The organism is Pseudomonas sp. R11F, assembly GCF_050312575.1.
Classification (GTDB): domain Bacteria; phylum Pseudomonadota; class Gammaproteobacteria; order Pseudomonadales; family Pseudomonadaceae; genus Aquipseudomonas; species Aquipseudomonas palleroniana.
This window is the reverse complement of the sequence record NZ_JBNPJU010000014.1, coordinates 1-20,398: the sequence shown is the minus strand read 5'-3', so window position 1 is coordinate 20,398 and position 20,398 is coordinate 1. Positions and strand designations below refer to the sequence as shown.

The following is a 20,398-nucleotide window of genomic DNA, read 5'->3' as shown; positions in this document are numbered from 1 at the left end:
CGCACTCCTTGCAAACGACTAATGATCGGGCATCAGGCTGGCTTTGCCCGCCTGCAGCAACAAGATGAAGTCCTGCGCAGGCACTGCCTTGCTGAACAGGAAACCCTGGCCTTCCTCGCATCGCTCGGCTTGGAGGAATTTCAGCTGTTCGAGGGACTCTACCCCTTCGGCGATAATGTTCAAATCCAGGCTTTTACCCATGCCGATGATCGCGCTGATCAACTGCGCATCCTGATTGTTCACAATCAGGCCGCGAATGAATGACTGGTCGATTTTCAACACATCGATGGGGAAGCGCCGCAGGTAGCTGAGGCTGGAATAGCCCGTGCCGAAGTCGTCCAGGGCCAGACGGACACCCATGGCTTTGATCCGGTTCAACGTGATGACGGTGGTGTCGACGCTCTGCATCAACACACTTTCCGTGATCTCCAGTTCCAGCTGGGCCGGGGGCAGCCCGGTCTGCTTGAGAATGGCGGCCAGGTTCTCAACGAAGTCGCGCTGGCGGAAGTCGATCGAGGAGATATTCACCGAGATACTCAGCGGGTTCAGGCCCAGGGCGTTCCAGGCTTGAGCCTGCTCGCAGGCGCGACGCAGTACCCATTTCGTCAGGGGCACGATCAGCCCGCAGTCTTCGGCCACCGGAATGAATTCGGCGGGGCTGACCCAGCCGGAGCGTGGCTGGAACCAGCGGATCAATGCTTCGGCGCCAACGATGTGCCCGGACTTCAAATCCAGCTTCGGTTGGTAATGCAATACAAATTCATCACGCTCCAATGCCTGGCGGATCGCGCTTTCCAGGCCCTGTTGGCGTTGCGCGCGCAGGTTCATATCTTCAGTGTAAAAACGGAAGTCGTTCGGCCCCAGTTCCTTGCTGTTGTGCATGGCGGTTTCAGCGTGCTTGATCAACTCCACCGCCGAGCCGCTGTCATTGGGGTAAGTGCTGATGCCCAGGCTGGCGGTGACGCTCAGGTCATGCCCGGCCACATGGCGGGTCACGCTGATGGCATTGAGAAATTTTTGCGCGATATGCTGGGTTTGCTGGAGATTCTGGACATCGTTGAGCAGGACCACGAACTGGTCAGAACCATAACGGAACACCGAGTCCGATTCCCGCACGGCCTCCAGCAGGCTTTGGCTGACCTGTTGCAGCACTTCATCGCCCACCGGGTAGCCCCAGGCATTGTTGACGCGTTTGAAACGGTCCAGGCCGATAAAGACCACCGCCAGCTGGGTCTCGTGCCGTCGGCCCAGGGCAATCGCCTGGGACAGACGGTCCCCCAGCAATGTGCTGTTGGGCAGGTCGGTGAGCGTGTCGTATTGCAACAGGCGCGAGACCTTGAGCAATTCCTGCACCCGTTCCTCGATGGTGCGCTCCAGGTCGATCATCTTCAGGGCGACATCCTGGGCCAGTTGCCATTTCCAGGTGAGGGCACTGGCCATCTGGCGGATTTCCAGGTGATCAAAGGGTTTTTTCAGGATCAGCAATTGGTCGTTGTACTTCAGCCGCGCTTCGATGGCCTCGAAGGAATAATCGGAATAGGCAGTACACAGTGCGATTTGCAGCTTGGGATCGACGTTCCATAGCTGTTCGATGGTTTGCAAGCCATCCCAGCCCGGAGGCATGCGCATATCGATAAACGCCATGGCGTAGGGGGATTGCTGTGCCAGGGCTCTGTTCACCAGCTCAAGGGCTTCCTGGCCCTGATAGGCCGAGTCCAGCACAAACGCCTGGCGCACGGGCGCGGAGGTGCCGAAAAGCGTTGCTTCGAGGCTGTCCAGGGACTTTTCGCCCTCTGCTTCGGCGCAGAGGATCTTGCGAAAGTCCTCGTGGATCGAGGCGGTGTCATCGACGATCAGGATGCGACGGTTGGCCCGTCCCGGGTCGATGTTCATGGCGCGCTCCGCACAGGCAAAAGGCTCGATTGCATAACGGCTCCTTCCTTGGCTTCACCTCTGAGTGGGGGGCGAGTTGCTCTGACAGCATAGTCGAGCTCGCTTGATATCGACGGCCAGTTGGCGTCAAATTAACGCGTTTGCCGCGCGATGACCTGCAGCGTGAGTCCACCTTGCCTACAAGCGAAGGCGCAAGGTATGACACGAGGGTTCAATTTAGCTCAACTTTGTTTTATTTGAAGGCAGAGTCACCATGGATGAACAGCTCGCTACGAAATCCGTCGTTTTGCTGGTCGACGACGAAGAATCGATCCTCAACAGTTTGCGCCGCCTGTTGCGTACTCAGCCCTACGAAATACTGCTGGCCGGCGGTGGTGCCCAGGCGCTGGAGATTCTGGCCGGGCGGCACGTCGACCTGGTGATGAGCGATGCGCGCATGCCCGGAATGGACGGCGCGCAGCTCCTGGCCGAAGTGCATCGTTTGTATCCCGCCACCAGCCGCATTTTGTTGACGGGTTATGCCGATGTGGCAACCATCATCAAGGCGATCAACGAGGGCCAGATTCACCGCTACATCAGCAAGCCCTGGAATGACGACGAATTGCAGTTGGTCCTCAATCAGTGCCTTGAGCACCAGCGCCTGGAGCGCTTGACCCAGCAGCAGAATGAACAGCTCAAGGTGCTTAACAGCACACTGGAAAAACGCGTGGCGGCGCGCACCTCCGAGTTGCAACAGACCGCCGACATGCTTGACCTGGCCTACGAAGAGCTCAAGCGCAGCTACGTGACGGGCACTGAGGTGTTCTCGCTGCTGGCCAACTTGCGCCTGCCCAAGGACAAGCAGACCAACCGCGCCTTGATCGAGCTGATTCGGGTGTATTGCGCCGCCCAGTCGATGGATGAAGCCAGTACCCGCGACCTGACGATGGCCGCCGCGTTGTACAACATCGGCAAGCTGAGCTGGACCGACGGCATGATGGTTGCGCCGTCGGACAGGCTGCACAGCACCGACCGTGAGTTGTATCGCGCGTACCCGACGCAAAGCGAGTCGCTGTTGATGACCCTGGAGCCGATGAAGGATGCGGCGCGGCTCATTCGGCATCACCAGGAACGCTGGGACGGTACGGGTTTTCCCGACCATCTCAAGGAGGAGGCGATTCCGTTCGGCTCACGCCTGTTGAAGCTGGCGGTGGACTTCATCGAACTGCAAAAGGGCTTGATCCTTGAGCGGTATCTGAACAGCGACGAAGCGCTGCTGTATATCCGCAAGTATGCCGGGCGCCTGTACGATCCGGCACTGGTCGAAGACTTCGTCAAAGCCTGCGCCACTTTTTTGAGCGATGTGACCCTGGGCGACCCCAGCGTCAAAGTCCTTTCCACCCGAGACCTGGAAGCCGGCATGGTCCTGGCGCGCAACCTCAATGCCGATAACGGCATGCTGCTGCTCAACGCCGGCAAGGTGTTGAACCTGCCGCTGGTGGAAAAGCTGATCGCGTTCGAAGCGATGGAAGGCGCCAAATACAGCGTATTTATCAAACTACCCGAAGAGACCCCCATTCTTTAATGAGCCTTTCAACCATTCGTATTGCCGCCGCCCTCCTGATCGGCCGCGACGGCCAGACCTTGCTGGTGCGTAAGCGCGGCACCCAGGCATTCATGCAACCGGGCGGCAAGATCGACGCCGGGGAACAACCGGCCCAGGCCCTGGCGCGCGAGCTGCATGAAGAACTCAACTTGCACATCGACCCCAGCCAGGCCCTTTACCTCGGCCACTTCTCGGCCCCGGCCGCCAATGAGCCCGGTTTTACCGTGCACGCCGAGTTGTTCCAGGTACACATCGACGTGGCGGTGGTGCCCGCGGCGGAAATCGAGGAGGTGCGCTGGATCGACCCCATGGGCGACGGCGGCCTGCACTTGGCGCCGTTGACGCGTGACCTGATCCTGCCGTTCTATCGCCAGTCGCTGACGGCATGAAGATTCGCCCGCTGGTGGCCGGCGACGCCACCGCGTATCGCGAGTTGATGCTGGAGGCCTACGGCGCCTATCCACAGGCGTTCACCTCCAGCGTGGCCGAGCGTGCAGCGATGCCGTCGAGCTGGTGGGAAAAGCGCCTTTCCAGCCCGCTGGATCGGTTGCTGGGTGGGTTCGACGGTGATGAGCTGGCCGGGATTGTCGGCCTGGCCTTTGAACCCCGCGAGAAGGCTCGGCACAAAGTGACCCTGTTCGGTATGTACGTGAGCGCGGCGCATCAGCAGCAGGGGCTTGGCCGTCAATTGGTGGAAGCGGCGCTCGATGACGCACGCCGCCAGCCCGGCCTCAAAGTGATTCAACTGACCGTCACCGCCGGCAACGATGCAGCCTTGGCGTTGTACCAGCGGTGCGGGTTTATCCAATACGGCCTGGAGCCGTTGGCGGTGCGGGTGGGCATCGAGTATTTCGACAAAATCCACATGTGGCGTGAATTGAAAGGTCAGTGATCAGCCACGGTGCTGCTCCGCGTCGTTTATCGAACGGCGCTGACCCCATCCAGCGTCGAAAACGATGTGTCCTTGGCCGTCAGCAAGAAGTCGCGCATATACGGCGCATCCAGCATGTCGGCGCGAATCCCGGCATACAGCGTCGCAAACAAACCTTTCTCGCCCAGGCGCTTGGCCTTCACGTAACCCCGCGAGCTGTACTCATGCAGCGCCCAATGAGGCATGCCGCAGACGCCACGGCCGCTGGCCACCAACTGCATCATCATCACCGTCAATTCCGAGGTGCGCACCTGGGCCGGTTCGACGTCGGCCGGTTCCAGGAAACGCGTGAAGATATCCAGACGGTCACGCTCCACCGGGTAGGTGATCAGGGTTTCGCTGAGCAGGTCTTGCGGCACGATATAGGACTTGTTCGCCAACGCATGCTGGTTGGCGACCGCCAGCATGGCTTCGTAGGTGAACAGTGGTACATAAGTGATGCCCGGCAGTTCCAGCGGGTCTGAGGTCACCACCAGGTCCAGATCGCCACGGGCCAGGGCCGGCAGCGGGGCGAAGGCGAAACCCGAGGCCAGGTCCAGCTCGACTTCCGGCCAGGCGTCGCGGAACTGGTCGGTGGTCGGCATCAGCCACTGGAAGCAGCTATGGCACTCGATCGCCATGTGCAGACGCCCGGCGGTGCCGCCGGCCAACCGTGCGATATCGCGCTCGGCACCGCGCAGCAAGGGCAGGGTGGCGTCGGCCAATTGCAGCAGGCGCAGGCCGGCGCTGGTGAAACGCAGCGGCTTGGTCTTGCGCACGAACAGTGGCATGCCCAGGCGTTCTTCCAGTTCCTTGAACTGGTGGGACAGTGCCGATTGCGTCAGGTGCAGGCGCTCGGCGGCTTCCACCAGGCTGTCGGCTTCGCGCAAAGCGTGCAGGGTCTTGAGGTGACGAATTTCCAGCACCAGGGCCTCCATGAGTAAAACTTGCCAACACATTAATTAAGTTGAGTTTGTCTCATGTTCCCGTTGCGGACAAGTCGGTGCGCGGCGGCGACTAGAGCAATCCATCCCACGCCGTCTGGAAATGCTGCCTTGCCAGTGGTTTATTAATGTCTCCCCGCCAGATCGCCACGTCGCCCGTTGCCCCGTCGCGGGCTTGAGTCTGTTGCCATTTCAGCCCGAGGCGACGCTGAGCAGGCAATTTGAGGTGGCCTTTGACAAAGACATCGAGTTGCTTGGGCGTTGCCGACTCGTAGTGAAAGTGCGCGTACCACAGCGGCTTGGGCGTGGCCTGGCGTATATCGCGGATTTCAAATTCCTGCATGAAATCCGGCCGGCCATCCTGGCGCCGTCCCAGGTCCTCCAGGGCGCCGGTCTTGCGGATGTCGACAATCGGTTTGTCATCCAACTGCTGACTGAGCAGATAGTCCAGGTAGCCCTCGGTCGGTGTCTGGCTGGCGATGGACTGGTTGATCCGCAGCCGCCGGCCTTGCTCGCGCAGGTCGGTGGCCTTCTGGCGCAGTTGCCGGACCAATGCCGCATCTCCCGCCAACTCTGCGAGGTGACGGGCTTGCAGCTCGAGGGTATCTGCCTCGCTGGTCATCATGAACTCAAGGTCCGCCGGGAGCATTTTCTGGCGTCTGTAGCCGTCGACTCGGGCCTGGTGGGCGGCAAGGTTCTGCAAACGATTCTTGGCGTCCTGGGTCAAGGCGTTCAGGTCACGGGGGGTGGGTTGCCATGCCGTCGGGCTCGCTGCATCGACGCGGCGGAATTTGCCGTCGCTGCCTTGTTCCCAGACATGCTCCTCGCCCCGTTTACCCGTGAGGGTGTAGCGCGGTTTTTGCGGGGCTGAGGTTTTATCGGCGTCACCAATCAGCAGCAGGTTGTCGTCGGTCTCGAACACGCGTTTGCCGGGTGCGCCCGTGGTTTTGGGCGTGACGGTGGTCAGGGCTTTTTCGGCGCGTGCGCGCAGGGCGCTGAGCTGTTGGTGCATCTGCGCGACATAGGTGTCATCAAACAGCTGCGGTACACCGGCCGTCCAACTGTTCAACTGGCGCTGATAGGTGTCGTAGGTGCTGATGCAGTGCTGCAAGATGCGGTTGCGCTGGCTGGGGTTGGGGCTTGCCTCGAGCAGATGACGTTGCAGGTACAGCGCCTGTATCAAGGCGTTCTCGGCGTTATTCAGCGGCCCCTGCAGGTAATGCCAGGCGATGTCGTGCCCGGGTTTGCGATGCGCGATGAGCTCGGTCAGGGCCTCGGTCTTGAAGCGTGCGCGTTCAAGTTCGGAATAACGGCGGTTGATGACCTCGGCAGTCGTGACCAGGGTTTTTCGATTGATTCCGGGGCCCAGGGGCAGCCATCGGTTCATCAGTTCAACCGCTGCGTCGGTTCGCTGGTAGCAGTCAAATGCCTGGATATCCAGGTTGCGGATCTGTTCCCGGAGGGTTTGCCTGCCGGTCACCTGGTCAAAGGGCATGGCCTGAAGACGAGTGTTGAGGGCGGCGGCTTCGTCGGAGTATTTCAGGACTTGTTGCAGGGACACCCTCACCTGCAGTTGTGTGCACAGGCATACATCATCGGCCACATCGCCGCGGGCCTTCCTCAACATCTGGCTGCGGTTCCCTCGCAGGTAGCGTGAGATGGACACCAACTCTTCATCCATTTTCTGAGCCTGCGCCGTGAGATTGTCCATGGCGCGTTCAAGCTCCGGGATCACAGACAGGTCATCCGCGTGGTAGCGCGGCAGCAACCGATTGACCTCTGCGCCGCTGGCGTTTATCGACTGCAGCGCCGTGCCGATCCGCGATATCAGCCTGCGCTGCTGGCGCAAGGCATGGTCGGTCCACCAGCGTGGCAGCCATTGGCGAATCATCGCCGGCCACAGCGGGTCGAGGCGGTCGGCCACGGCGCCCAGCACATTGCCGCCCCCCGGCAGCCCGCCATCCACCAAGGTGCCGTAGAGCGCGCCATGGGTATCCCATTGGCCGTTTTCGTCCAGCCTGATGGGCTGCTTATAGGACTTTTTACGCGTGCCACTCAGTCGCAGGGTTTGATAAGCCTTGTCGAACTCCACCTGGAAGATCTGGCCGTGGTTGAGGATGAAGTCACCTGCGGGGTGGCGATAGACCTGGCGATAAATGCCCTGTTTGCCCGGTTGCAGGCCCGCCAGTGAAAGCGGTTTTTCATACGCATAACCGTCGAACCGCGTCAGGATGCTTGCCCGGCTTTGCGATGCCAGGGAGCGCCAGGCGCCGCTGCTGACGCCGGCATGGGCCGATTGTCGCAAGCGCATCAACCGGCGCGCCGCATCGGCCCGTACCGACGGCACGGCGGCCATCGGCACAATATCCATGGCCGCGAACAACAGGCATTCGAACACTGACGCCAGCTGTTCAATGCCGGCATGCGTTTCCCCTTGGCGGAACGCGTCGACGGCACCGGCCAGTTGGGTGACACCATCCACCAGCGACACCGCCGTACCCACGAAAGGCACGAACCCCAAGGCGATCTTGACCCCGTTGAACAGGTACCCGCTTTGCAGCGCATAGCGTTCCAGCGCAAGGTCTTCGTTGGAGCGGGCATCATTGCGATTGGCCTCGATCAGCCGCCCCATGTGCGCATCCAATAGATGCGCCGACAGTGAGGTGGTGACCGGCCAACGTTCGCCCGCGCCGATCATGGCCGTAAAGTGTTTTTGCTGGGCCTGGTCGATCCGCTGGATATGCGCGCGGACATCGCCCTTGATCGCACGGCCGGCGACGTACTGCACCATCTTGTCCAGCCGGCACAGATCGAACAGGCCCTTGCGCGCCTGATCCAGGCTGTCGTAGCGACGGAAAAAACGTTCGTCAGGTGCGTCGGGCAGGTACAACAAGGTCAAGCCGCTCGCTGCGTCGTGAATGAAGGTGATGCCCGACAAGGTGATCGGCTGCTCGTCACGGGTATCACGCCCTCCCGTCGCGAGGTGGGCCGGCAGCAGGCGGATGCGCCGTGACCCTGAGTCCCAGGCCGTGGCGGTGTCGGCATCGATGGCGATGTCGAGCAGTTGCAGGTCCGTTTCCGTCAGCTGGTTTTGCAGCACGGCGTAGCGCCCTTGCAGCTGCAACAGCAGGCGCCAGGGTTTGATCAGCACTTCACGGCGGTACTGCTGTTCAAAGGTCGATTCATCCGGGTGCCCTCTGAACGTGGCGTAGATATGGTCTTCATATTTCTTCGCCAGGTTGAGGTCCCGCACCATCTTGCTCAGGTAGTCGGCGCTGAGTCCGGCCTGCAAGGCACGGACTTCCTCGGCGGCGTCGCTGGTCACGATTGCGCGCATAAAACCCAGGCGCAGGCTCAACGTGCTGTCAATGTTGCTCAATGCCAGCTGTTCCAGGGTCAGGCTGCTGCGTGCGCGACTGGGAACATCCACCAGGCGTGTCGGTGTGCCGCCGATATTGCCGCCGGGGATGATGTCGCGCTGCTGTTGGACAGAGTCCGGCAGTTCCACGGCGATGGAAAACCCTTGCTCAAGGGCGAAGTCCTTGCGCAGGCGCGCATCGATGTGTCGCCGCACAAAGTCGCCACGCGCGGGCAGGGACTGGTCGAATAATTGTTGTGCCTGTTCGATCGCCGGCAGGTAAGCCTGCATCAACGGTTTGAGGCTTGCACGTTGTTGCGCGGTAAGGCTGCGCAGCCAATCGGGGAGTTGTTCGGCCAGATGGGCGCTGTTGTCTTGTTCGAGCACCTGCAAGCAGGCCAGGTCCCGGGCTTCGTGCAGCGGCACGCGCAGGCTGTGAAGTGTCTGCAGGTGCAGTTTTTCCAGTTCAGCCGCACGTCGGCGGCCGTGGGGTGGTGCCGGATGATCCGAACGTATCTGCGCGGCCTGCTCCTCGAACGCGACGTGTTGCAGGTTGAGGCTGTAGTCGAGCGGGTCGACGGTCAGCTCCTTGAGCTGCATGGAAAGCGCCTGTTCCTCGGGCATCAGGCGTAATACCGATGCGGCCAGGGCCTGGCACGAGTCGAACCGCTGCAAGCCGCCGCCGGTGCCGGGCCAGTACAGCAACAGGCTATGAAGAGTGTCAGGTGGGTCGGTCAGCGCAAGCGCACAGGTGAAGACCAGCGGGCCTTTGAGTTCGGTGGTGGTGACGGTGGTCGTGGCGTTGTTCTGGCGGGTGATCGACAGCCATAGCGCGGCCACGCACGCGTCCTCGTTGCGCGCGGCGCGCAGCGGCTGGTCGAGCACCGTTTCCAGGCGGGTCAGTTCGTGTGGGTTGATTTGCTCGAGGCTGCGTTGCAGCCTGGCCTCGGCTCTCAAGCCTTCGCGCCTGGCGGCATATAGCGCTGTGTACTGAGTGTTGAGGGTCGTGGTATCCAACGGCCGCCTTTCCAGCATCGCCACAGCGGCGGCGTCTGCCGCGAATTGCTGGGCAGTGAGTTCGGCGAGGGCTTGCTTGAAGGCGTTCATGCGAGGTTCATCGCCTTGCAGGGTTTCCAGGGCCAGGCGTTGTTGCCGGATCATCGCCCGGCGGTGGCTGGGGTCAAGGTCGGCGCCCAGCCAACCAAAGGGTGGCGGTGAATCCAGCTCGATTTCTTCGGCCGACGGCACTTGCCTGGGCGCTGCCGCCGAGAACAGCGGGCGGGTGCGTCGCAGCAAGTCCAGTTCGTCACTGTGCAACAGCGCCAGGGGGGCTCCATCGCGGAAAACCGGGTGCTGCGGCGCGCTGCCCAGGCTCTGCCATTGCGCGTCGACCAGCCAGGCCAGCCATTGCTCGATGCCGTTGGCCAAGGGCTGTGTCTGGAGCCGGTAGTGGAGGGTCGCCAGGGGGGCTTCAGTACCGAACAGTTCGCGCTGGTGCTCCAGCAGCCAACGCTCCATCCCCGCACGTTGGCTGAAGACCTGCCAGGCCGGTTGGTGAAACGGCACATATAAAAGCTGGCTGACGGGTTGTTCCCCATCCAGTGTGACCACCCAGGCGCCGGGCAGTGCACGCAGGCTGGCGTCGGAATGTTTGAGCATCAGCTGTTCGGTGAATATTTTCTGCTCGTTCACTGACGGCGTGTCGTCCGACGACTCAAGCAGTACGAACAGCGGTGTGAGCGGGGTCGCCCGCTCAATGTCCTGAGCCTTGAGCCACAAGCCCGTCGCCTCGAAATGCTCGCGATACAACTGTGCAGCACGTTGGCGTCGGCTGACCGGGGTCTGCGGTGCCCGGCCCGCCCAATAGCGGTTCCAGGCCTGGGTGAGGGCGGCGCGGATATCCAGGCGGCGGACCTGCTCCAGCAGTTGCGGCGTCGTCAGCTTGGCCAGTGGATGGTTGGCGGGCAGGTGTAATACCTGCACGTCACTCAGTGTCGCGGTGTCAGTGGCCGGGTACTTGAGGAGAAACGCGCAAGCGTCGGTCAGGGAACAGCGGCCGGCCGCGTGCTCGCCCTCGGATGGGATTTGCAGCCCTACCTGGGCGCCGTCCAGGCCCAGGTGTTGCTGGAGCGTCTCATGGATGGTCGCTCGCAGTGTCGGCGCGTGGCTCATCAGTTCGAGCATGTCCCTGCGGCAATCACGCAAGCGTTGTTCGGCGCGCAGCAGCAGGTTCTCGTCCTGGTTCAACGCCAGGGTCGTATGTGAAGGGGTAAAAGTCGGCAGTGGCAGGTCAGCGAGTGCTGGCGCAGACAGGTCGGGCATAATGGGGGTTCCTTGGGCAAAAGGCCGATGGCTTCCGGCATCCGCCCATTGAACGCACCTGCCCCGGCGAGTTGGCGCTACATGTGTAGACCTGACCGCTGGGCACTCTTCATCAAACTGTCATGGAAGTGTGGCAGCGCGCTTGAACAAACTTCATCAGACTCGCGCTCTACTGGGGTTCTGCGTTTCGGTGTTTTTCATGCGCGTGTTTTTTCTACTGGCCGCTCTCTTGTTCGGCCTGCCGTCTTTTGCGGCTTCTCGATGTGATGTCAATGTCCCGACCCAAACGGTCGACCTGGAAACAGTCAGCATCGCCTACCAAAGTATCGGGCGGGCGTCGGATCCTGCGTTGCTGCTGGTGATGGGGCTGGGCGGGCAGTTGATCCATTGGCCGGATGAAGTGGTGGTGGCCCTGTGTGAGCAGGGGTTCCGGGTGATTCGCTACGACAACCGTGACGTCGGCCTGTCCACCTGGCGCCAGGCCCCGGCCAGCGCCAACCTGACCTTCGAAGTGCTGCGCTACAAGCTCGGCCTGCCGGTAGCGACGCCTTACACGCTGACGGATATGGCCGATGATGCGCTGGGTTTGATGGATGCCTTGCAGATCCGGCAATTCCACGTGCTGGGCGTGAGCATGGGCGGCATGATCGCCCAGCACCTGGCGGCGATGGCGCCGCAGCGGGTGGAAAGCCTGACGTTGGTGATGACCAGCTCCGGCGCCGAGGGCCTGCCGGCGCCGAGTGCGGCGCTGGTGCAATTGTTGTCGCGGCGCAGCGCGCCCAATCGCGAGGTGGCGCTGGAGCAGCAGGCGGACCTGCTCGCGGCCCTGGGCAGCCCGCAGGTGAAAGATGATCGTCAGGTATTACTGCATCAGGCGGCACTGTCCTATGACCGTGCCTTCAACCCCGAGGGTGTGAAGCGCCAGATCATGGCAATCCTCGCCGAGCCCAGCCGCGTGCCGTTGCTCAACCAGCTGCGGGTCCCGACACTGGTGGTGCATGGCACCGCCGATCCCTTGTTGCCGGTGATGCACGGCGTGCACCTGGCCGCGCATATCCAGGGCAGCCAACTGAAACTGATTCCGGGCATGGCCCATCGATTCCAGGAAGCGTTCAAGGCACCGTTGCTGACGGCGGTGCTGCCCTACCTGCAAGCCCATCGCGAAGACGTTGCGCATTGGGCGCAGATTGACCTGGGTGAGTCTTCGAAGGTGCTGTGAACTTGGTGTATGGTGCAACCTTTACGGCGCGTCAGTGCCGACAAAAACGCCTGCGAGGTTGCCTGCCATGAGTACTCCCCTGAAAATCGATTTCGTCAGCGACGTGTCTTGCCCCTGGTGCATCATTGGTCTGCGCGGCTTGACCGAAGCCCTCGACCAACTGGGTAGCGAGGTACAGGCCGAGATTCATTTCCAGCCATTCGAACTCAACCCGAACATGCCCGCCGGCGGGCAAAACATCGTTGAGCACATCACCGAGAAATATGGCTCCTCCGCCGAGCAGTCCCAGGCCAACCGCGAACGCATCCGCGACATGGGCGCTGCCCTGGGCTTCGCTTTCCGCACCGACGGCCAGAGCCGTATCTACAACACCTTCGACGCCCACCGCCTGCTGCATTGGGCGGGGCTCGAAGGCTTGCAGTACAACCTCAAGGAAGCGCTGTTCAAGGCGTATTTCAGCGATGGCCAGGACCCATCCGACCACGCGACCCTGGCGATCATCGCCGAGAGCGTCGGCCTGGACATCCAGCGTGCGGCCCAGATCCTGGCTAGCGACGAGTACGCCGCCGAAGTGCGCGAGCAGGAAGAACTGTGGGTGTCCCGTGGCGTGAGCTCGGTGCCGACCATCGTGTTCAACGACCAGTACGCGGTCAGCGGCGGCCAGCCGGCGGAAGCCTTTGTGGGCGCGATTCGTCAGATTATCAGCGAAGCCAAAGGCTGAGCTTCAGTCAAACTTGTAGCTGATCGCCGTCTGCACCTGGCCCTGGTTCACGTCGCCGGTTTTCTTGACGATGCTGCTGTTGGCCGCCGAACCGACCAGGCGCGTCCAGCTGGCGCTGGTCAGCCACGACCAATGGGAGGTCAGCGGGAACTCGAAACTCTGGGTCAGCGTCAGGTTCTGGAAGCCGGCGCTGGCGTTGTAGGCCCGGATACCTGAGGCGGCGGATTCATTGGCGTCGACGCCAAAGAACGCCTGGGTCTGGCGGGCGTCGGCAAAGTAGGCCATCAGGCCCGTGCTGCCGATGATGTCGCCGCCCATCGGGTAACCCAGTTCACCGCCGAGTTTGCCCAGCATGCCGGTTCGACTGTGTGCGCCGCCGACGGCCTGGCCGACCTGGGTGTAGACGCGCCAGAAATCGGCCGGGGCGTATTGTACGAACCCGCCGACTTCGGCCATGTCCGGCACATCACGCAAGCCGCGCAGTGAGCCGTTGGCGGTCCGGCCCGGCAGGTAATTGATGTAGGGGCCGGCGGTAAAACCGTTGGTATTGAGTACGCTCCAGGTCAGGCCGTCGTCTGTCGCCAGGCTCACGTTGCCCCAGTCCAGGTCGAGTTCGGGGACCGGTTTGACTTCGTAGCTGCTGGCTGTGGGGTCGCGGGGCTGATAGCTGAAGCCGGCACCCACCTGGCCGGTGAGACCGGCGGCCCAGGCGGCGCTGGAAACGTCCAGCAGACCGAACAGACCTGTGAGTACCGCGCAAGTGACTTTGAGCATGGAGCGGATTCCTTACCTGAACTGGCGCGCATTCACGCGCGAAGGTAGCCCTGCGCGCAAGCACTCATCTTGTTTGTAGCAAGCTACAAAAATTGTAGCTTGCTCGACACATATCACCACACATCTTGGCCAAAAGCCCAGCCCCGCTGGCGTTCAGCCAGTTGGCACGCTCTCTGCTATACCTCTTGGGCAAGCGCATACAGCGCGCTCCATCAAGGTAAACGCAATGATCCAGTGGCATATCGTGTGTGACTTCGACGGGACCATCACCCCCACCGATGTCATCGACAACGTCCTCCAACGCTTCGCCGGCCCCGAGTGGGAAACCATCGAGCAGGAATGGCTGGATGGACATATCGGTTCCCGCGAATGCCTGAGCCGCCAACTGGCGCTGATCAAAGCGACCCCGGCAGAACTGCTGGCGTATTTTGACAGCGTCGAAATCGATCCGGACTTCCCGGACTTCGTCGATTACGTCATGGGCCTGGGCGCCACCATCGAGGTGGTCAGCGATGGCATCGAACAGGGCATCGCGCGCATTTTGTCGCGCAACTACGTGACCCTGCTGCCGATCCTCGCCAACCGTCTGCGCCAGGTCGATCAGAACAGCTGGCGCATCGACTTCCCGTATTCCAGCGATGCCTGCCGTGCCGCGGCCGGCAACTGCAAGTGCAAATCCACCCCACGCAACAAACGCGTGCTGGTGATCGGCGACGGCAAGTCCGACATGTGTGTGGCTTCCACCGCCGACTTCGTCTTCGCCAAAGGCAGCCTGGCCAAATACTGCGAAGCCAACCATATCCCTCACGTGCGCTTCGACACTTTTGCCGAACTGCCTGCGCTGCTGGCCAAACTGCCGATGGGCATCGCCGCCAACGCCACCACCTTTACCGCTGAAAATCAGGAACTCTTCCACCATGTCTGATATCCGTATCGCTACCGCCGAAGACCAGGTTCTTCTGGATAAAGAAGCCAAGTATTGCTCTTACGGCGACACCGTTCACTACATCGAGCCACCGCGCATTTTCAGCCGTTGCGAAGGCTCCTACGTGTGGGATACCGAAGACCAGGCGTATCTCGACCTGCAAATGTGGTACTCGGCCGTAAACTTCGGCTACGCCAACCCACGCCTGAATAACGCGCTGAAACAGCAGATCGATACCCTGCCGCAAATCGCCAGCCAGTACCTGCACAAAGGCAAGATCGAACTGTCGGAAATGATCGCAGTCGACGCCAAGAAGAAATTCGGCCTCGACGGTCGCGTGCACTTCAACGTCGGCGGTTCGCAGTCCATCGAAGACTCCCTGAAAGTCGTGCGTAACGCCAGCAACGGCAAGAGCCTGATGTTCGCCTTCGAAGGCGGCTACCACGGTCGTACCCTCGGCGCGTCGTCGATCACTTCGAGCTACCGCTACCGTCGCCGCTACGGCCACTTCGGCGAGCGTGCGCAGTTCATCCCGTTCCCGTACCACTTCCGCGGCCCTAAAGGCATGACCAAGGAAGAATACGGCAGCCACTGCGTGCAGCAATTCGCCCGTCTGTTCGAGACCGAATACAACGGCGTTTGGGACCCTAAAGTCGGTTCCAGCGAATACGCAGCGTTCTACGTCGAGCCGATCCAGGGCACCGGCGGCTACGTGATCCCGCCAATGAACTTCTACCGCGAACTCAAGCAAGTCCTGGATCAGCACGGCATCCTGATGGTGTCCGATGAAATCCAGATGGGCTTCTACCGTACCGGCAAACTGTGGTCGATCGAGCACTTCGACGTGCAGCCGGACGTGATCGTCTTCGGTAAGGCGCTGACCAACGGCCTGAACCCGCTGGGCGGCATCTGGGCTCGTGAAGAATTGATCAACCCGAAGATCTTCCCACCAGGTTCGACCCACTCCACCTTCGCCTCCAACCCACTGGGTACGGCGGTAGGTCTGGAAATGTTCAAGATGACCAGCGAAGTCGACTACGGCGCCATGGTCATGGCCAAGGGCAAATACTTCCTGGAAGGTCTGCAAGACCTGCAGAAACGTTTCCCGATCATCGGCGACGTCGATGGCCTGGGCCTGGCCCTGCGCTGCGAAATCTGCGCAGCGGACGGCTTCACGCCAGACAAGGCGACCCTGGACTACATGGTCGAAGAAGGCATGAAGGGCGACATGATCGTTGACGGCCAGAAACTGGGCTTGATTCTCGACGTGGGCGGCTACTACAAAAACGTGATCACCCTGGCACCGTCCCTGGAAATCAGCTACCCGGAAATCGACCTGGGCCTGAAACTCCTGGAGCAACTGCTGGCGCGAGCGACCAAGCGGTGAACAACATCGGAGTCGACCTCGGTGAAGGTGACGCCGGCTTCGTGTTGGGTGAAGGTCCGGTCGGGATTCTGTTGATCCACGGCCTGACCGGCACCCCGACGGAACTGCGCCAAGTCGCCAAGGGGCTGGCCAAGGTGGGCAACTGCACGGTGTACGTGCCCACCCTGGCTGGGCACTGCGGCGATAACAGCGACTTGCAGGCGACCGGCTGGCTGGACTGGTATGAAGGCGTGCGCAAGACCTTTGCGCAGGTCAAGCAGCGCCACGAGCAGGTGTTTGTCGGTGGCTTGTCCATGGGCGCGGTGATGTCGATGTATGTGGCCGCCGAGCACCCAGGACAAGTGGCCGGGTTGCTGATGTATTCCACCACCTTGAAGTACGACGGCTGGAGCATTAACAAATTGGCGTTCCTGACGCCGTTGTTAATGAAGATTCCATTCGGCGTGCACGTCTGCCGCTTTGAAGAGAAGCCGCCGTATGGCATCAAGAACGAGCGCCTGCGCTCGATCGTCGAACGGCAGATGAAGGAGGGGGAGAGCAGCGAAGCCGGTTTGCTGACCATGGAGGGCATCACGGTGCGCGAGTTGCACCGCATGAACGCCGTGGTCAAGAAACGCATGCCTGAGATCAAGGTCCCGGCGTTGGTGCTGCACTCCATCGAGGACGACATCACCAGCCGCTGGAACGCCGATTACGTGGAGCGCCATCTGGGTGGTCCCGTGACCAAGATCCTGCTGGACAACTGCTATCACATGATCACCGTCGACCTGCAATACCGCCGGGTGATCGAGTTGAGTGCCGAGTTTGTCGAGCAACATGCCGCCGCTGTCCAAGCGCCCGTGGATTACCGACAGCGGGCATGAACCTGAGCACTCGACGTGATCATCGCCCAAGCCAGCTTGGGCGTTCGAGCCATCCAGCGCAGTGTCTGGAACGGCTTGAAGAACGCGCGGTCTGTGTCTGGGTAAACGAGCGAGCTTGAGTACAACAGCCTGTTCTTGCGCCAGCGTAATCGGCGGGTGAACGGGCTGTTCAATTTCGCGAAAATGTTTCTTCGACCGGATCGTTCCGACCCTGCCATGGCTGCTGTGATAAGCGAAACCTGATGATCACCAAGACCCGCCCGAAAGCCCGCCCCTTTGCCATCTCGCGCTGGAGCGTCCAGCGCAAGCTGGTGCTGGCGTTTTGGTTGGTCAGCGTTATTCCGACCATGATTGCGGCCGAACTGGCGGCAACCACACTGTCACAGATCTTCGACAGCAACGTGCGCATCTGGCTGCAAGAGTCGACCAAGATCGTCAAGGACGAGGTCGGCAACATCCTTCATGACAACGCGCGCATGGCCAAGCTGTTCCTGCGCTACACCAGCCCGCCGTCAAGCAAGCAAGCCGCCAAGCACGACCGGCTGACCGCCGACATTGCCAACGCCACTGATATCGACGTAGTTGCGCTGATCCGCGCCAGCGATCACAAGGTGGTGTTCACCACGGCGGCTGACGATGTGGTCAAGCAGATCAACCTGACCAGCAATGCCGTCTTGCAGACGGTGCAGGTGGCCGGCGTGACGACGGGCATGGTGGTCTCCACGTTCGAAACCACGCAGGATGGGGAGGACTACCTGCTCCTGGTCGCTACCTATCTGGATAGCAGCTTCCTCACCAGTGTGGCGGATGTCCACTCCCTCGACCTGCGCCTGTACCTGGCCAACCCTTCGGGTTTTTCCGAGATATTCTCGACCCAGCGTTTTGATAATCACCCGTCGCGCATCCCGAAGAATGTCGAAACGGCCATGCGCGCCACCAAACAACCGAGCGAACAGTTCACCAACAATTACAGTGGTTTGTACTGGCCGATCTTCAACGACGCCGGCGACCTGCAAGGCGTGATCTTCAGTGGGCTGCTGCGCCACACCAGCCTGGTGGGGCTGGTGAACCAGAGCAACCTGTTCTTGCTGATTTTCCTGCTCAGCTCGGCGCTGTCCCTCGGCGCCGGGGTGCTGGTGTCACGGCGCCTGACCAAGCCGCTGCGGGACTTGTCCCTGGGGGTAAACGCGGTGATCTCCGGCAATTATGAGCACCGGGTGCTGGTCAGTGGCGGCGACGAATTGGCGCAGTTGAGCAGCACCTTCAACCACATGACCGAACGCCTGGGCGAGCTGCACCACCTGGAAGCGCAACTGCGCCGTCGAGACCGGTTGCACGCCCTGGGCGAAGTCGCCATGGGCCTGGCTCACGAAATCCGCAACCCGCTGGGTATCATCAAGACCGCCACCCAGCTGTTGCACCGCCGTGCGGACTTGGCGGAGACCGACAAGCGCCATCTGGAATACGTGATCAGCGAAGTCAGCCGCATCAATGAACTGATCACCGAGTTTCTCGACTTCGCCAAACCCAACCCACCGTTGCGTGTGTTGCAGGCGGCACGCCCGGTGGTCGAAGAAATCCTCGGTTTCTGCGGCCCCGAATTGGCCACCCACAATATCGATGCACAAATTATCGACCAGGCCCCCGGCGCGACGCTTTATGCGGATGCCAAGCAGATCAAGCAGGCGTGCCTCAACCTGATTCTCAATGCCGTCGACGAAATGCCTGAAGGCGGGCGCCTGACGCTGGGTATCGCCAGCACGAACGGCTACACGGTGATCAGCATTGCCGACACCGGCCCGGGCATTCCGGCGGATATGATGGAGCGTATCTTCACGCCATTCGTCACCACCAAGGCTTCCGGCACGGGCCTGGGGCTGGCTAAAGTCTATTCGATCATGGAAAGTCACGACGGCAGCATTGAATGCGCCAGTGAGAAAGATGCCGGCGCCACCTTCAGCCTGTACATTCCGGCACAGGGTGAAGACGATGGCGACGATGAGGAAGGTCATGACGCATAACGTATTGGTAGTCGACGACGAGCCGAAGCTGTGTGATTTGTTGTCGTCTGCCTTGAGCCAGAATGGCATCCAGGTGTTCACCGCGAGCAACGGCCTGCATGCGCTCAAAGTGCTGGAGCAGGAAGACATTGACCTGGTGATCAGTGACTGGCGCATGCCGGGCATGGACGGGCCGGCATTGCTGGCCGAGATCAAGGTGCGTTTTCCGGACCTGCCGGTGATCGTGATGACGGCCTACAGCACGGTGAAAAATGCCGTGCAGTCGATGCGCAATGGCGCCTATGACTACATCGCCAAGCCCTTCGACATCGACGAGCTGGACATCACCGTGGCCAAGGCTTTGCAGTTTCGCGACATCCTGCGCGATAACGCGCGGCTGCGTGCCGAGCTGGATCACCATGCCCAATTCGACAGCCTGGTGGGCGAAAGCCCGGCCTTTCGCCAGGTGCTGCACGCGATCGACTCGGTACGCGACAGCAATGCAACCATCCTGCTGACCGGCGAAAGCGGCACCGGCAAGGAAATGGTCGCTCGCGCCATTCACAAGCATGGCAGCCGGGCCGACAAACCGTTCGTGGCGGTCAACTGCGCGGCGATCCCCGAAGGCTTGCTGGAAAGCGAGATGTTCGGCCATCGCAAGGGCGCTTTCACCGGCGCGGTCAGTGACCGGGTCGGGCGCTTCCAGCAGGCCGACAAAGGCACGTTGTTCCTGGACGAAGTCGGCGATATGCCCCTGGCCCTGCAGGCCAAGATCCTGCGTGCATTGCAGGAGCGGGTGATCGAGCCGGTGGGTGATCCACGCGAGCGCAAGGTCGACGTACGAGTGATCGCCGCGACCAACAAAAACCTGCTGGATGCGGTGGCCAACAAAGAATTCCGCGAAGACCTTTACTACCGCCTCAACGTGTTCCCGATTCCGCTGCCGCCCCTGCGTGACCGTGCCGAAGACATCGTGCCCCTGGCCCGGCACTTCGCCGAGACCCTGAGCGCCACCGCCGGCAAACGCATCACCGGCTTCAGCCCGGAGGCATTGCAGGCCATGGCGGCCTACAACTGGCCGGGCAATATCCGTGAACTGCAAAACTGCGTGGAGCGCGCGACCATCGTGGCGGCCAAACCGGTGATTGAAGATATCGACTTGCCGGCTTACCTGTTCGCCTCCAAGCCCACCGAGGGTGGCGTGACGGCGGTGCTCAGCGAGGGCCTGGGTGTGCCTCAGGACCTGGATGCGGCGCTGGCGGAGGTGGAGAAAGCCTACATCCTGGCGGCATTGCAAGAGAGCAACGGGGTGCAGGCAGCGGCGGCGGCGAAGATCGGGATTTCTGAAAGAAGCTTCTGGTATCGCCTGAAAAAACTGGGCATCCAGGTGGAAAAGATCATCCGCTGAAAGCAGACCTGTAGTGAGCGGGCTTGCCAGTCAGTTAAGCGATAGAACGATGAATAACTTGTGGGAGGGGGCTTGCTCCCGATGAGGGT

General features: G+C 61.3%; 14 protein-coding genes and 1 pseudogene. 11 read left to right on the top strand and 4 right to left on the bottom strand.

All coding sequences use genetic code 11. The features are described from left to right. Positions 1-18 precede the first annotated feature (18 nt). A complete protein-coding gene (locus tag ACQRBV_RS03515; protein WP_411985534.1) occupies positions 19-1,893 on the bottom strand; it encodes a putative bifunctional diguanylate cyclase/phosphodiesterase in 1,875 nt (624 codons plus the stop codon). Positions 1,894-2,146: 253 nt separating this feature from the next. On the opposite strand from ACQRBV_RS03515, the gene ACQRBV_RS03510 reads away from it, so the two are divergent. From ACQRBV_RS03510 to ACQRBV_RS03500, 3 genes are read left to right on the top strand one after another with little or no spacing between them, the layout of a single operon-like run. Then, positions 2,147-3,457 carry an HD domain-containing phosphohydrolase gene (locus ACQRBV_RS03510; protein WP_060754449.1) on the top strand — a complete coding sequence of 437 codons (1,311 nt, stop codon included), beginning with the start codon at positions 2,147-2,149 and terminating at the stop codon, positions 3,455-3,457. Beyond that, positions 3,457-3,867 (top strand): NUDIX hydrolase, encoded by a 411-nt coding sequence (locus tag ACQRBV_RS03505; protein ID WP_060754448.1) that lies wholly within the window; start codon positions 3,457-3,459, stop codon positions 3,865-3,867. Before ACQRBV_RS03510 ends, ACQRBV_RS03505 begins: the two co-directional genes overlap by 1 nt. Next, positions 3,864-4,370 (top strand): GNAT family N-acetyltransferase, encoded by a 507-nt coding sequence (locus ACQRBV_RS03500; protein ID WP_060754447.1) that lies wholly within the window; start codon positions 3,864-3,866, stop codon positions 4,368-4,370. The genes ACQRBV_RS03505 and ACQRBV_RS03500 overlap by 4 nt, the downstream gene beginning before the upstream one ends. Before the next feature lie 26 nt (positions 4,371-4,396). On the opposite strand, the gene metR is transcribed toward ACQRBV_RS03500, so the two are convergent. Both metR and ACQRBV_RS03490 read right to left on the bottom strand, forming a co-directional pair. After that, entirely contained in the window at positions 4,397-5,314 is a 918-nt protein-coding gene (gene metR / locus ACQRBV_RS03495) for a transcriptional regulator MetR (RefSeq protein WP_411985535.1), read from the bottom strand. 91 nt (positions 5,315-5,405) lie between these two features. Next, a complete protein-coding gene (locus ACQRBV_RS03490; RefSeq protein ID WP_411985536.1) occupies positions 5,406-11,012 on the bottom strand; it encodes a dermonecrotic toxin domain-containing protein in 5,607 nt (1,868 codons plus the stop codon). A 199-nt stretch (positions 11,013-11,211) separates the two neighbouring features. Here ACQRBV_RS03490 and ACQRBV_RS03485 point away from each other — a divergent pair, with 199 nt between their 5' ends. Together ACQRBV_RS03485 and ACQRBV_RS03480 are read left to right on the top strand one after the other, a co-directional pair. Continuing rightward, positions 11,212-12,231, top strand: coding sequence for an alpha/beta fold hydrolase (locus ACQRBV_RS03485; RefSeq protein WP_090366498.1), 1,020 nt, complete (start codon positions 11,212-11,214; stop codon positions 12,229-12,231). A gap of 67 nt (positions 12,232-12,298) precedes the next feature. After that, positions 12,299-12,952 (top strand): DsbA family oxidoreductase, encoded by a 654-nt coding sequence (locus ACQRBV_RS03480; protein ID WP_411985537.1) that lies wholly within the window; start codon positions 12,299-12,301, stop codon positions 12,950-12,952. Between the two features lie 3 nt (positions 12,953-12,955). On the opposite strand, the gene ACQRBV_RS03475 is transcribed toward ACQRBV_RS03480, so the two are convergent. Continuing rightward, on the bottom strand, positions 12,956-13,726 hold the full coding sequence (locus tag ACQRBV_RS03475; protein ID WP_411985538.1) for a MipA/OmpV family protein: 771 nt from the start codon (positions 13,724-13,726) through the stop codon (positions 12,956-12,958). Between the two features lie 226 nt (positions 13,727-13,952). On the opposite strand from ACQRBV_RS03475, the gene ACQRBV_RS03470 reads away from it, so the two are divergent. The 6 genes and pseudogenes from ACQRBV_RS03470 to ACQRBV_RS03445 all read left to right on the top strand — a co-directional run bounded on the left by ACQRBV_RS03470 (position 13,953) and on the right by ACQRBV_RS03445 (position 20,309). Continuing rightward, the gene (locus tag ACQRBV_RS03470) at positions 13,953-14,651 is read left to right on the top strand and encodes an MtnX-like HAD-IB family phosphatase (RefSeq protein ID WP_411985539.1); all 699 of its coding nucleotides are present in this window, start codon (positions 13,953-13,955) and stop codon (positions 14,649-14,651) included. Then, a complete protein-coding gene (locus tag ACQRBV_RS03465) occupies positions 14,644-16,038 on the top strand; it encodes an aspartate aminotransferase family protein (protein WP_411985540.1) in 1,395 nt (464 codons plus the stop codon). Before ACQRBV_RS03470 ends, ACQRBV_RS03465 begins: the two co-directional genes overlap by 8 nt. Beyond that, on the top strand, positions 16,035-16,901 hold the full coding sequence (locus tag ACQRBV_RS03460; protein WP_090366494.1) for an alpha/beta hydrolase: 867 nt from the start codon (positions 16,035-16,037) through the stop codon (positions 16,899-16,901). The genes ACQRBV_RS03465 and ACQRBV_RS03460 overlap by 4 nt, the downstream gene beginning before the upstream one ends. Positions 16,902-17,012: 111 nt before the next feature. Beyond that, positions 17,013-17,144: pseudogene (locus tag ACQRBV_RS03455) on the top strand (GNAT family N-acetyltransferase); the annotation flags it as partial. Further along, positions 17,144-18,922 carry a sensor histidine kinase gene (locus tag ACQRBV_RS03450; RefSeq protein ID WP_090366493.1) on the top strand — a complete coding sequence of 593 codons (1,779 nt, stop codon included), beginning with the start codon at positions 17,144-17,146 and terminating at the stop codon, positions 18,920-18,922. The pseudogene ACQRBV_RS03455 and the gene ACQRBV_RS03450, both read left to right, overlap by 1 nt. Continuing rightward, entirely contained in the window at positions 18,912-20,309 is a 1,398-nt protein-coding gene (locus ACQRBV_RS03445) for a sigma-54-dependent transcriptional regulator (RefSeq protein WP_060754438.1), read from the top strand. The genes ACQRBV_RS03450 and ACQRBV_RS03445 overlap by 11 nt, the downstream gene beginning before the upstream one ends. Positions 20,310-20,398: the final 89 nt, after the last annotated feature.

Excerpts from the sequence above, each read along its gene's own strand:
- ACQRBV_RS03475 (WP_411985538.1), bottom strand. The coding sequence starts at position 13,726 with ATGCTCAAAGTCACTTGCGCGGTACTCACAGGTCTGTTCGGTCTGCTG.
- ACQRBV_RS03450 (WP_090366493.1), top strand. The coding sequence starts at position 17,144 with ATGATCACCAAGACCCGCCCGAAAGCCCGCCCCTTTGCCATCTCGCGC.
- ACQRBV_RS03480 (WP_411985537.1), top strand. The coding sequence starts at position 12,299 with ATGAGTACTCCCCTGAAAATCGATTTCGTCAGCGACGTGTCTTGCCCC.
- ACQRBV_RS03465 (WP_411985540.1), top strand. The coding sequence starts at position 14,644 with ATGTCTGATATCCGTATCGCTACCGCCGAAGACCAGGTTCTTCTGGAT.
- ACQRBV_RS03505 (WP_060754448.1), top strand. The coding sequence starts at position 3,457 with ATGAGCCTTTCAACCATTCGTATTGCCGCCGCCCTCCTGATCGGCCGC.
- ACQRBV_RS03485 (WP_090366498.1), top strand. The coding sequence starts at position 11,212 with ATGCGCGTGTTTTTTCTACTGGCCGCTCTCTTGTTCGGCCTGCCGTCT.
- ACQRBV_RS03500 (WP_060754447.1), top strand. The coding sequence starts at position 3,864 with ATGAAGATTCGCCCGCTGGTGGCCGGCGACGCCACCGCGTATCGCGAG.
- ACQRBV_RS03470 (WP_411985539.1), top strand. The coding sequence starts at position 13,953 with ATGATCCAGTGGCATATCGTGTGTGACTTCGACGGGACCATCACCCCC.
- ACQRBV_RS03510 (WP_060754449.1), top strand. The coding sequence starts at position 2,147 with ATGGATGAACAGCTCGCTACGAAATCCGTCGTTTTGCTGGTCGACGAC.
- ACQRBV_RS03515 (WP_411985534.1), bottom strand. The coding sequence starts at position 1,893 with ATGAACATCGACCCGGGACGGGCCAACCGTCGCATCCTGATCGTCGAT.
- ACQRBV_RS03490 (WP_411985536.1), bottom strand. The coding sequence starts at position 11,012 with ATGCCCGACCTGTCTGCGCCAGCACTCGCTGACCTGCCACTGCCGACT.
- ACQRBV_RS03445 (WP_060754438.1), top strand. The coding sequence starts at position 18,912 with ATGACGCATAACGTATTGGTAGTCGACGACGAGCCGAAGCTGTGTGAT.